This window comes from Peijinzhouia sedimentorum, assembly GCF_049340005.1.
Classification (GTDB): domain Bacteria; phylum Bacteroidota; class Bacteroidia; order Cytophagales; family Cyclobacteriaceae; genus CAXBDP01.
On the sequence record NZ_JBMPIY010000002.1, the window covers coordinates 474,085 to 485,902 of the forward strand.

The 11,818-nt window shown below is 36.6% G+C and carries 11 protein-coding genes and 1 tRNA gene; 4 read left to right on the forward strand and 8 right to left on the reverse strand.

Features of this window, described 5'->3' with window-relative positions:
• Nucleotides 1–30 precede the first annotated feature (30 nt).
• From mltG to ACOXY8_RS05340, 4 genes are all read left to right on the forward strand, one after another.
• Nucleotides 31–1,089, forward strand: a complete 1,059-nt coding sequence (mltG, locus tag ACOXY8_RS05325; protein WP_458330511.1) for an endolytic transglycosylase MltG — start codon at nt 31–33, stop codon at nt 1,087–1,089.
• A 9-nt stretch (nt 1,090–1,098) separates the two neighbouring features.
• Nucleotides 1,099–1,509, forward strand: coding sequence for an acyl-CoA thioesterase (locus ACOXY8_RS05330; RefSeq protein WP_458330512.1), 411 nt, complete (start codon nt 1,099–1,101; stop codon nt 1,507–1,509).
• Nucleotides 1,502–2,467, forward strand: coding sequence for a YihY/virulence factor BrkB family protein (locus ACOXY8_RS05335; RefSeq protein WP_458330513.1), 966 nt, complete (start codon nt 1,502–1,504; stop codon nt 2,465–2,467). Before ACOXY8_RS05330 ends, ACOXY8_RS05335 begins: the two co-directional genes overlap by 8 nt.
• A gap of 55 nt (nt 2,468–2,522) precedes the next feature.
• Nucleotides 2,523–2,607, forward strand: a tRNA-Ser gene (locus tag ACOXY8_RS05340).
• Nucleotides 2,608–2,802: 195 nt separating this feature from the next.
• On the opposite strand, the gene ACOXY8_RS05345 is transcribed toward ACOXY8_RS05340, so the two are convergent.
• The 8 genes from ACOXY8_RS05345 to ACOXY8_RS05380 are packed head-to-tail and all read right to left on the reverse strand — an operon-like array spanning nt 2,803 to nt 11,816.
• Entirely contained in the window at nt 2,803–3,285 is a 483-nt protein-coding gene (locus tag ACOXY8_RS05345; RefSeq protein WP_458330514.1) for a hypothetical protein, read from the reverse strand.
• 24 nt (nt 3,286–3,309) lie between these two features.
• Nucleotides 3,310–3,891: a DUF6642 family protein gene (locus tag ACOXY8_RS05350; protein WP_458330515.1), complete on the reverse strand. Its 582-nt coding sequence runs from the start codon at nt 3,889–3,891 to the stop codon at nt 3,310–3,312.
• A gap of 59 nt (nt 3,892–3,950) precedes the next feature.
• Nucleotides 3,951–4,955 carry a restriction endonuclease gene (locus ACOXY8_RS05355; protein WP_458330516.1) on the reverse strand — a complete coding sequence of 335 codons (1,005 nt, stop codon included), beginning with the start codon at nt 4,953–4,955 and terminating at the stop codon, nt 3,951–3,953.
• A gap of 5 nt (nt 4,956–4,960) precedes the next feature.
• Nucleotides 4,961–6,991, reverse strand: a complete 2,031-nt coding sequence (gene brxL / locus ACOXY8_RS05360) for a BREX system Lon protease-like protein BrxL (protein WP_458330517.1) — start codon at nt 6,989–6,991, stop codon at nt 4,961–4,963.
• Between the two features lie 2 nt (nt 6,992–6,993).
• The gene (pglZ, locus tag ACOXY8_RS05365) at nt 6,994–9,492 is read right to left on the reverse strand and encodes a BREX-1 system phosphatase PglZ type A (RefSeq protein ID WP_458330518.1); all 2,499 of its coding nucleotides are present in this window, start codon (nt 9,490–9,492) and stop codon (nt 6,994–6,996) included.
• Nucleotides 9,493–9,513: 21 nt separating this feature from the next.
• Nucleotides 9,514–10,320, reverse strand: a complete 807-nt coding sequence (locus tag ACOXY8_RS05370) for a DUF4339 domain-containing protein (protein ID WP_458330519.1) — start codon at nt 10,318–10,320, stop codon at nt 9,514–9,516.
• A gap of 3 nt (nt 10,321–10,323) precedes the next feature.
• Nucleotides 10,324–11,229: a hypothetical protein gene (locus ACOXY8_RS05375; RefSeq protein WP_458330520.1), complete on the reverse strand. Its 906-nt coding sequence runs from the start codon at nt 11,227–11,229 to the stop codon at nt 10,324–10,326.
• Nucleotides 11,226–11,816, reverse strand: coding sequence for a GYF domain-containing protein (locus tag ACOXY8_RS05380; RefSeq protein ID WP_458330521.1), 591 nt, complete (start codon nt 11,814–11,816; stop codon nt 11,226–11,228). The genes ACOXY8_RS05375 and ACOXY8_RS05380 overlap by 4 nt, the downstream gene beginning before the upstream one ends.
• Between the last annotated feature and the right edge of the window lie 2 nt (nt 11,817–11,818).

Below are 11,818 nucleotides of genomic sequence, written 5' to 3' on the forward strand. Positions count from 1 at the left end.
ATTTTTGCTGATTAGATCGACATATTTCCTGTGAAAGCACCAGACAAAGAACCTTCTCTAAGACGTAAAATTTTTGTAGTTGGCCTCATCATCTTTTCGATGATTATGACCACAGGCCTATTCTACGGCTACCAAATCGTAAAAACGCCCAATGTATTGGTAGATAAGCAGCCTCAAGTAATTTTGATTCCAAGCGGTGCTGACTTCAAGCAAGTGCAAAACTTGCTCTATGATGAAGACATCGTGCAGGACTTGGTCACCTTTAGCCTCGTTGCCAAATGGATGGATTATGACCAATTGGTGAAGCCCGGCCTTTATCAGCTGGAAAGCAACATGACTAATATCGAAACGGTACGATTGCTAAGATCGGGGGCACAAATACCCACCCGCATCACTTTCAACAATATCCGCACATTAGAAGAACTTGCCGGTAAAATCACCAAAGGTATAGAAGTCGATAGTCTTTCTTTTTTGACCCGAATCAAGCAACCCGAAGTTTGGCAGAAGTACGATTTTGAAGAGGAGGATTTTATCAGCATGTTTATCCCAAATACCTACGAAGTGTATTGGACCACCACTAGTGATGAGCTGCTCGACAGGATGCATCGTGAATACAAGAATTTCTGGACCGAAAACCGAATAGCCAAAGCCAAGGCATTAGATATGGAGCCAAATGAAGTAATTACCCTAGCTTCCATAGTAAATGCCGAATCACAAAAACGTGACGAGAGCCCAACGATTGCAGGCTTGTATTTGAATAGACTAAAAAGAGGAATTCCGTTGCAAGCTGACCCTACGTTGGTATTTGCACATGGCGATTTTGAAATTAGGCGTGTACTCAATGTGCATAAAGAGATAGACTCGCCATACAATACCTATAAATATGCTGGTTTGCCTCCGGGGCCTATCAACCTCCCACCTGTATATGCGATCGATGCGGTTTTGAATCCCGAAGAGCATAATTATATTTATATGTGCGCCAAAGAAGATTTTTCGGGTTATCATAATTTTACCAACAACTTAGGAGAACATCTCCGCAATGCACAACGCTATCAGGCGGCATTGAACCGCTCTCGAATTTACCAATAAACCAACGGCATGTTTGAAGCTACAGTAACGTTAAGAATTCGCTATGCAGAAACGGACCAGATGGGATTTGCCTATTATGGCAACTATGCCACCTACTATGAAGTAGCGCGAGTGGAAGCTTTACGAGCTATGGGCTATTCGTACAAGGAAATTGAGGATGAAGGAATCCTGATGCCGGTGTTGGAAAACTATTCGAAGTTTCATTTACCCGCTCGCTACGATGAGCTTATTACCATAAAAGTTTCCGTGCCCAAGATGCCAGGCGTAAAGTCTGTGTTTAAATACCTATTTTACAATGAAAATCAGGAGCTAATACACGAGGGCGAAACGACTTTGGCCTTTATTAGCAAAGAAACAGGGAAACCATGCCGGCCACCTGCCAAATTGGTAGAGGTACTGAAGCCATTATATAATGACTAATTTAATCGAGAAGATAAAATCATCAAAAATCATAACCAATAGCATCAGCTACTTGGAGAGGATCGAGGTGGTGAAAGATACCTTCTCGATGTATCAATTTCTAAAGCTTTTTATTCGCAAACTCAGCAAAGACGATATTTGGGAAAAGGCTAATGCTATTGCGTTCAATTTCACGCTTTCCCTATTTCCGGCAATCATTTTCTTGTTCACGCTTATTCCTTATATCCAGTATTTCTATGAGCCATTAAGTCAGCAAGCAATTTTAGATTTCTTGAAAGAAGTATTTCCGGCAAGTGTATATGAATTTACCAGTCAGACAATAGAAGATATTGTGGCAAACTCGCGTGGTGATTTATTGACGATTGGTTTTTTGACTTCTACATTCTTGGCTACAAATGGCACCATGTCCATTATCAAAGCATTCAACGCCTGCTATCAAACGCGGGAGGTTAGGGGCTTTTTGAAAACACGGCTGATGGCTGCTGGCCTTACCGGCGTGTTAGCATTCACCTTGTTTTTGGCTATTATCCTACTTACAGTGGGTGAAGCTGTAATTAATTATGTATATCCAGAAAACTTGTTTGACACAAGCTATATCATATACTTGATTTATCTATTGCGCTTTATTGTCATTTTTGTGGTATTCTTATTTGCCATTGCCACCCTATATTATTTTGCTCCTGCCATTCACGACAGATGGCATTTCTTTAGCTGGGGAGCTGTATTAGCAGCGCTATTGAGTGTTCTTGCTTCATTAGGGTTCTCACTTTACATCAACAATTTCGGCACTTACAACAAGCTGTATGGCTCCATTGGTGCCTTAATAGCGGTGATGGTCTGGTTCTATATAGTTGCAGTGATAATCCTGCTGGGCTTTGAATTAAATGCCACTCTAGACCGCGCTAAAGTGATCAGCAACAATAGCGATGGAGATGATCAAGAAATTATTACGATTTAGTATTGTCTTCTTTAAAATTTCTACTACATTTGCAGCTCGAAATTCTGCAAAACACAGAGGAGTGGCAGAGTGGTCGAATGCGGCGGTCTTGAAAACCGTTGTACCGCAAGGTACCGGGGGTTCGAATCCCTCCTCCTCTGCACCAATGAAAAACCCTACTAGATTTCAGTAGGGTTTTTTTTTAAAAGCGAACATTCTTGAGAATTCCTTAAAATTTAACATATTACTTTATTTTTATTGAATTTGCATTCGTTAATTTTCAAACCTCAATTATTCAAATTCCCATCCTCATCACTGCCTGTTGGAATACCATACTTTATATCTATTTGGTTTACCTAATTTTTCAACAACCTTAAATTTGAAGGGTAGTACTTCTTGATATCGATGCTAAAGTCCACCCAATATTGATAACAAGTTTCTACTCGATCCTTTACATCATCTGGTAAATAGACTTTGATCTGATAATAGACTTCCAAAACCGAATTGATAAACTCTAATTTAACTCCATCTGCGCCTAACTCTTTAGCAGCGATGTATATGCTTTTTATATCCTCTATTTGTCTCTTATTCAAAGAATGGCGGTCGTAGTATCTTTTTAACCTTGTCAAGGTCATTCTACAGAATGCACTTTCAGTAAAATCGGTCTTCAAAAAAGTAAGTGTGTCTTTGAGATGTTTTTCTTCAGATAATTTCCTTAAAAATTCTTGCTCTCTAAAAATTTGTTCAATTTCTTTTCTGGGAGTCCAATGAAAACTTAATGGTTCTCTCTTGAATGCACTATCTGCTCTATATAACCATGTCCGCCGAATTGAAGCCATAATTGATTTTGCAGAATTAATTTACTACTTGAAATTCGTACGTTCATTAATCTCCATCCTAAACTCTAGCTCTTTAGCAAGATGCTTGGTATCATCAAATATGGAAGATTTAATTTTACCCAAGCCCTTGGCATCTAGATTCTCCTGAGAAAAATGATAAAGCATTTGGATTTCAAATGCAGCTGATTGTAGCCAACTGACGGAAGATTTATAGCCGAGTACAGCTATAATTTTTGTTTGCTCCATGAACTTTTGAAGAAGTCTTCTATCCACCCTCATTGTATCACAACTCCCAAAATAGATCACACAGCCTTCGCATTTTCCCCCTAGTAATTCAGCCAAATCATCAAGGGTAACTAATTCTTTCCCAACCTTAAACTCTCCCTTATCACCATGAAAAGCAATATTAAGAATTGGAAATTTTCTGTGAAAAGATTTTACTCTCCACCTTTTGATCGAAAATTCAAACTCCTCATAAGTACCGCACCTGTGATGGATGAAGGGTATTTTCCCCAAACGATGAACAAGATCTAAAATGGGTGAGACACTATATAAATCTCTGTGGTCTCCAAACCACATCCCCTCCAAGCAAAATATTCCATGCATGGTATTATAAGTTAGTAAAAGAATAACTGAATTCGATATAAGAATTATTTATAAACGACTCATATTGGAAGTAGGGATTTCTTGAATTTTAACTTGTCAGCAAGATCATCTAAGTCATCATTATACATTGAATCTATTACCTTATCATATTTTTCAATGAAGATTTCAATCAATTGCTCACCATCTATAAGGTTGATAGATTCTCTTTCTTTGTCGTTGGCACTCTCAGAAGCTTTCTTATTAAATTTCGACAGTGTAACAAAACAGCCTTGATAATCCTTTTTTAATGCTCCTCTAAAGTTTCGAATATCCTTTTCGCCTATTAAACCTTTATCATATCGCTTCACTTGTACTTGAAGATTTATAGAAGCAACACCCATTACATCTAACACACCTTCAAAGTCTATTCCTCCGTCACCAACTCTACCAGTATCTTGTGTTGCTTCAAATCCGAGAGACTTTAATATATGGGCAACAAGCAATTCAAATTCCGTGTGACCTAACTCTAGAAACTTCTTTCTAATTAGCTCTATGCTACTTATTGTTGTCGTTACAATCATAGTAGTGTCAGTAGATTTTTTACCCCCATCAAGCAATCCAATTGCCATAAAAACTTCTTCGAAAGAAGAAACAGAAAAACAAGTCAAGGATGATTTTAAGGTATTTTGTAATGGCACAGAAAATTCATGGCGATCCAAATGTTCCTTTCGCCATTCAACTTTTTTACGCCAACAATATCGAGAAGTATCATCTTTTTCAAAGTAAAAATCACTCGTAACTGATCCTATCAATAATTCATTATTGTTAAATGGAGTAATCACGATATCTCCAATTTTAATATCATTAAGAAACCTATAAATCTGACCGACATTTTGATTTACCGTCATTTCTGCTTCATCCGAATAATCTTTCTTGTATATCTTTCTTATAGATTCCCGATCTGTAATATCAATAATTCCTTCAGGGTTATACCCAAACCAACCAATTCCTATATATCCATATTGCTTAAATGCATTTGTATATGTTCCATAATCAGCTCGCAAAACAAAAACTTTCTTTTTCATTATTTTTATTTTTTTAGGTAAGTGATTTCACAGGATTTACATTGACGTTGCTCTTGAACAAACTCACTGAGATCGAACCATCCATTGGTCTTTTGCCAGATATCCAAGCCACGGCCGGGGATAATCTTCCACCCATTATTTAATATGATGGATCTGTCGTGGATAGCTTCATCAAATTCAAAACTGAAAGTTATGCCCATAGCTTCTAGGTCAAACTCTAGTTGTTCTAATTTATCTTTAAAGCCCTCGATGTAATCTGTTGCATTGATTGTGACCAAGTGAATTTTAATCTTTTGATCTAAATCAACTCTTTTGATAATCAATTCAATGAACTCCATCAAATTCCGAAATTGATAGGCAAGACGGATATAGGGATCGGTAATTATTATTTCAGTTGAACCTTCTAGATAATCTCCAAACAGACTCTCATAAGAATGTCCCTTCTCATTATCTCTTATTATGATTTGTCCTTCTTCTAATTCTTTTACTGGTTTTATTGAAGATGAATCTATAAAATTCTCATTATTAGTTTCTTGAAAAGCTATTTCTTGCTGAAGGGATTTTGGACTTGGTTTCAGATATTGAGCCTTTTCCAGTGTCTCTACTAAGGTAGATTTTCCTGTTTCACGGTCGATATAGCTAAATTCTACTTTATCTTCCATAAAGGTCTCATCCATTTTTTCTAACTGAAGTTTCACCCTTTTTCTACACTCTATAGCAAACTCAAGTAGCTCTTTTGCATCATCTTTGGTGATTTTCCCATGAGGATAGATCACCTTGTATAAGCCTGCATAGGTTTTAGCAATTGCATCCTTATCTCTGGTTGTAATAGTGGATGAAATATCGAAATATTGCTTGTACGTTGCCGTATGGTCTTCTTTGCGTAGGTCTTTCAGGATTTCTGCAAGATAATCCACAATAAACCCGTACTCCGATGAAAACATCTCATTTCGTAGCTTTTGAATCTCCCAGCCAGGTAGATAAGCATGAACACGATCAAGAAAAGCGGTATCTTGATAATCTTTAGGGAGTGCATCAAACAGGTTCGTATGTTTGAGCATATACTGAACAGAATGATCGGTATTACCAACAAACACCATAGAAGCGGTGGCACCATAGATAGATGTGCCTCTAGAAAAGGATTTGTTGGCCATGTAGTTTTTCATTATATCTACTAAGCCTCTATCTACTCTTTTTGTAACTCCTGCAAATTCATCGTAGGTAATTACGTCCCAAAAACCAACCAAGCCAATATTGCCATTACTGTTATTGACAAACAACTTAGCTTTTGTCACTTCGCCACCAGAAAGTAAAATTCCATGTGGGGACAGTTCTGAGAATACGTGTGATTTACCCGTTCCCTTTGGTCCAAGCTCTATGAGGTTATAGTTGTTTTCAACGAACGGAACCAATCTCGTAAGCTGCAATAGTTTGGATCGGAATGAAAACTCTTCAGGGTTCAACCCCATCGTTTGGATAAGTAAGTCAATCCATTCCTCCTTGGTAAAATGAGTCCTAGCAGTTTTATATTCGTCTACATCCACATTTGAGATTTGAATGGGTTTCAAACTCTCAATTATCCAAGGTGTGGATGCTTTTTCATCGGTTCTTATGTATCCCATGGTGAGGATACACCATACTCCCTCAGTTAGTAGCTTGGGATATATCTTTATAATATCATCTGAAACAGGAACTTTCTTAAGCCCTAAGTTGGCAAATATTGCTTCATACTGATCATCTTTATCATTGAGGGTTACTGATATTTTATCGATAATCCGATGCGTTCCTCGTTCACGAATATTTGACTTGATGATCTGAGCCTGATCACGATGGACAAAGTGATTAGCAATCACATTCTTTACCGTTTCAATTCCTTTTACGATAGTATCTTCATCATCCGTAGCACAATATTGCCCCAGTAAGTATTCTAAGACATAAGTTGGTACAATTGCATTTCCCTTCACGAGCTTAGTCAAGTCCTTTCGAACCACTCTGCCACCGAAGTATTGATTTATTTTTTGGTCAAGTGCCTTCATACTTAAAAGTCATCAAAATCTGAAGAATAAGAAGTGCTTAAGGTATAGTTATGTACCTTATATTCCTTCCACCTAGTTGTACCATCTATTGGCTCTTCTAATTTCAGCTTAATTCGCTGATTTTTATACATTTCACTTGCTTTGGAGCTAAGTAAAAACCCATGTTTTACCACCCGCTGACGCTCACTCCCTTCTGATATATCAAAATTGAACTTGAAATGATCACTCAGTAATGTGCCATCTTCTGCATAAAGTCCTGCTCTAATTTGTCTCGGTAGCACCGATTCATTCACAATTTCCGATTGGATAAATGAAACAGACAAGGTGTTGGTTGTAATACGATCCGTAGTCTGGATAATGTCAATATCCACCTGCTTAGTGGTATCCTCTCTTTTTCGATTCACCTTCAGTAAAGGGATGATGATTTCCTGAGGCGTCGTCCCTCCATGCACAAACCTGGAACCTGAACCCTTTATTCGAATACGGTTGATTGATTTAGGAATTAGAACATCCAAATCACTATTTAGATTGAGTTGGGCACCAGTGAACTTCTTGACTTTGGTGTCATGAGTAAGTTCTCTACCCATTACAAAGCGACGGTTTTCTTTCCATATTTCACCTACGTATTCAGGGCTGGTAAAATCACTCTCTTCTAGGATATGATGTTGGTATATAAATCCATGATCACTGGTGATGAAAATGTTATTCCCATTCATATTACCTATTTTCTTCACCAAGTCTATCAAAAACTTGATTTCATCTTCTACTCCCTCAAATACTGTTTCTTGAGAGGTTTTATCATCTCCTCGCTTATCGATCACATTATGATATATGTAAATGAGATCGTAGTTCTTCACAAAGTTTCTTCCCTCCGTACTCGAATTCATCGCCATAAAATCCTCAGCCATTACCCCTGTAGCTCTTACACCTGCATTGGTTTCCAATATTTTGGTTCTACCTGTTAGGCCTGTTGCAGAAAACTCATCTACCCATACTGTATCAGAATTGGGATTAATCAACATCCTTTTATTTGTAGGAAGCAATGATGCCATGCCCAACTGAGTATAGGTAGGTACAGAGGCTACCATATATTCCAGATTGGCTTGATATCGATTTTCTGCAAGGAGACGGGCGTGTAGTTCTTCACCACATTCATAGCGTAGTGCATCAGAAATGACTACAAAGAGTCTTTGCTTTTTTTCCAGAATTGGTTTCACATGGGAAGTGAAAAATCTCTGTTGACTGTATCGCTCATGTGTTGGCCAATCGTTGAGAGAATCTATGATCTTTTGCCAATTATTGTTGTATTCAAGCAACCAATCATTTGAGTAAACTTTCTTTACACGCTCGTAAAGTCCAGCCAATACTCTATTGTGACTTGCCAACCTATAGTGCCAAATGAATTTGCGGTAATTTTGATCTATAATATAGAGGTTGGTTTTATAGTCCTTTACGCCCTCTTCTAAAGTCTTATAGGTAGTGTTGGAATGTTGTTTTACTAAAGAAATAAGCTCTGCTCCATACCATAAGCTCATGTAGAGATCCTTATGAAAAGCAAACCAAAATTTACTTTCTCTGGTCTTAATGATTTTCTTTACTCGATCTGCTGAAATGGCGTCTTCGAGTAAAAGATTATGCATTTCATGTATGAGCTTTTTGTCTGATTCTTGAAAAAGTTCATCCTCCATGATCACCTCCATTGTGGATCCATCGAGCAATGAAGAAATTTTTAAGTCTGATTCAAGGCGGGAGGATATTACTTGGTAACTCTCTCTAAACTGCAATGAATCACGCCATTGAGCCAGCACTAGCTTGGTTTCTTTGCGCAAAACAATACCCTTCCCTAATGGAAAGTTTCCCTCAAACACCAATAAGAAAAACTCAAATATCCCAGGTTCTTTTGATTGATAACCAAACTGGTTTTCTATTTCATTCCAATAAAACTCATGAAGACCATATTTCACTAGATCTTTATCTAGCTTACTTTCATTCTCAACGAAACTATGGATATGGGATAGAATAAAGGTGGAAAGGCTAAGATTATCGACTCCAAAAATGATAGACAACATCTTGTATCGGATATCCCTATGACCATCGTCTTTTGTAGTGAGATCTTTAAGTTTAAGACGTCGTTCCTTCGATTTAAAAAACTCTAGGTGCTGTTCTACCAAATCTTTGAGATGGAAACCCAGCTCCATTTCTTGCAGGAACATTGCCTGTCTATCGTTGTGGAATACTTGATAAGAAAGCTCCATATCCAACAGCCAATTATCCTCGTTGGCAGGTTTTGGAGAGTTAAAATACAAAAGGAATTTTCTATCTGAGTGTTGACGATTAACCAAATATTTGATTTCAAATGGATTCTGCTCAACAAGTACCTTTTCTACTCCATCAAGGTGCAAATTCTCGAAATCATCTTTGCTCTCACCCTTTTCATCGTACCAGAAAATAACTCGCTGCAATTCAAAAAATTTTTGTAATACTTCCTCTATTTTACTCATAGTCATTTAAAGGATTAAATTTTATTGGTTAGATAATTCTTCAAATAACTCATGGTATGCTTCTATGAAGTCATCCATTGTAATTCGCTCATAAGAAAAGATGGCAGGAAACATTAATTTACCTGTATTTAATTCATTATCAGACAAGTCATCTACATTTAGAATATCGTGTGCCAGCTCATGATACATTAGGTAATACCTTTTAGGTTTATTAAATTTTTTCCACGATGAAGGATTAATATATATTTCAATTAAGTCATCATTGTATATTCCATAAGACACAGCATGAAAATGAGTAGCATTTGATATTTGATCAAGTGGCGAAAACTTTATAATAATAGTAGAAGCTCTTTTTGGAAATAACCCATAAACCTCAAGATCACGGTAAAATTTTTCAAGGTAAAAATTAAAATCTTCGTTTCCGCTGTAGGAATTAGCTACTATTTCGTCATATAGCTTTTCATCCTCATTTTTATAATAATGTAGGTACAAAACAGTCGTTGACAAAAAGAACATAATCGTTAGTATAATGGTAACCACTTTTACATTTCGCGAAATTTTTCTTTTTTTAACCTCAGGTTTATTTATAACTCCAGCAGGAATGTCTGGATTCATCTGGTAACCCACAAAGGTATCAGTTGATTTAATTATTGGTGGTGGAATTGCTCTAAGCACTTCTTTTAACTCGATTATTTCCGATATCGGAGTCCAAGTAGGTAATCCGTAATACCACACTAAGGTATCCCTCGTCAAATCCTTATTCTTTAAATCATCTAATAAGAAAGGACCAAACTTAGTTTTCCCATCTGTATAAAAATACTTTCTCATAGACTAATCATATTGATCTGTTAATATGACTGAATTTGTAATCGAATTATAAAAAGAACTTAAAGCTTGATAACTGTTACCATTTTGAGCAAAACCTTGTAGGGTAATTATTTTATCCTCATAAATGATAATCCAAATTTTCAGTCTAAACCCGAATAATGTACTAAATCTATCAACGGAGCCTTTTATTTCTATCTCTAAGCTTGGATAATTATCAACTGTCGTTATCCTGTCACTTAATATTAAAGGATTATTTATTAATGCGCTGTATTCATCAATTACTTGTTTTTTAAATTCTGAATCGGATAGAAGCTCCTTAGATTGATTTCTGGAAAAAAAAGTTAAGTTCTCTTTTATTTGTATAATATAATTATTTACTCCGTCTACAAACTTTACAACCACATTTGGACGATCGCCTTCTTCAACTTTCCATCCAATAGGTGGTTTTACTTTAATATTTACACCTTTCGCTTTTGGCTTTCCATCAAGAATAAGATATTCCCCCAACTGTAATCTTGGAGGGTTTGGTTTTCTTATACTATTAGACGTAGCCAATTCTTTTGACTTAATACTTACCCATTTCTGAAGACTTTTTCCATAAAAATAATAAAAGTCAATATTGATGTCATTATTAAAATAGACCTCAGCATAACCCGCTTCCTTTAAATTATTTATTAGTTCTTCTTTCAGATTATTTCCAGCAACCCAATTACTTGGCACATTATATTGATAGATCAAAGTCCTCTTAAATGATAGACACCTTCTTAAGGAAACTCCATTTTCCAATTCAATATCTCTCAACTCAGAATTCACCCTACTTGCCATCATTTTGATGTCATCCTCTGATAACACTTGCGAAAACGAAAGCTCAGAGTAGAATAGAAAAATTAATAAGAATAGATTTTTCATAGGCGACCCTTTGGATTTTTTCCGTAATCATTTTCACCTCTTTCACCATCTGCAAAAAGCATCCATAAACCGTAAAATGGTATAATCTGGAACCAACCGCTATTTCCTCGGTCGTGGCATCTTTTTGCTCCTTGAGCCAAAAGAAAAATCCAAAAGGGTGTGAGTGAAATGTATATAAACTCCAGCCCATATGTTTCTCCGTCAGTTACACCTAGGTACCCTAGGAAATACCCAAGACAGAATGAGCCAAAATAAAATATTAGCAAACTCAACCCATATTCTAGCCTTCTAATCCGACCTTTAAATGAAAATGGTGCGGAAAACATAGGTCGTGGACCAAATGGATTTGCTGTGACTACTGGTCTATTTGAAGAGTAATTACCTTGATAATTAGCGGTAGCAGGTTCAATTGCTGGCGGCTTTAATTCAAGAATTTCTTGTAGTTCAAAAATAAATTTTGCTGCTTTCCATTCATCCATTCCTTCATGCCAAATCAATGTTTCGGGATTAATGTCCAAATTTTTCAGCTCATCGAATGTTACTGGGCCTTGCTTCTCTTGACCATTTGAATAAAAATACTTTCTCATAA

What these genes read in the sequence shown, in the direction of transcription:
- ACOXY8_RS05330 (WP_458330512.1), top strand. Translation starts at nt 1,099, where the DNA reads ATGTTTGAAGCTACAGTAACGTTAAGAATTCGCTATGCAGAAACGGAC.
- ACOXY8_RS05335 (WP_458330513.1), top strand. Translation starts at nt 1,502, where the DNA reads ATGACTAATTTAATCGAGAAGATAAAATCATCAAAAATCATAACCAAT.
- ACOXY8_RS05345 (WP_458330514.1), bottom strand. Translation starts at nt 3,285, where the DNA reads ATGGCTTCAATTCGGCGGACATGGTTATATAGAGCAGATAGTGCATTC.
- ACOXY8_RS05350 (WP_458330515.1), bottom strand. Translation starts at nt 3,891, where the DNA reads ATGCATGGAATATTTTGCTTGGAGGGGATGTGGTTTGGAGACCACAGA.
- ACOXY8_RS05355 (WP_458330516.1), bottom strand. Translation starts at nt 4,955, where the DNA reads ATGAAAAAGAAAGTTTTTGTTTTGCGAGCTGATTATGGAACATATACA.
- brxL (WP_458330517.1), bottom strand. Translation starts at nt 6,991, where the DNA reads ATGAAGGCACTTGACCAAAAAATAAATCAATACTTCGGTGGCAGAGTG.
- pglZ (WP_458330518.1), bottom strand. Translation starts at nt 9,492, where the DNA reads ATGAGTAAAATAGAGGAAGTATTACAAAAATTTTTTGAATTGCAGCGA.
- ACOXY8_RS05370 (WP_458330519.1), bottom strand. Translation starts at nt 10,320, where the DNA reads ATGAGAAAGTATTTTTATACAGATGGGAAAACTAAGTTTGGTCCTTTC.
- ACOXY8_RS05375 (WP_458330520.1), bottom strand. Translation starts at nt 11,229, where the DNA reads ATGAAAAATCTATTCTTATTAATTTTTCTATTCTACTCTGAGCTTTCG.
- ACOXY8_RS05380 (WP_458330521.1), bottom strand. Translation starts at nt 11,816, where the DNA reads ATGAGAAAGTATTTTTATTCAAATGGTCAAGAGAAGCAAGGCCCAGTA.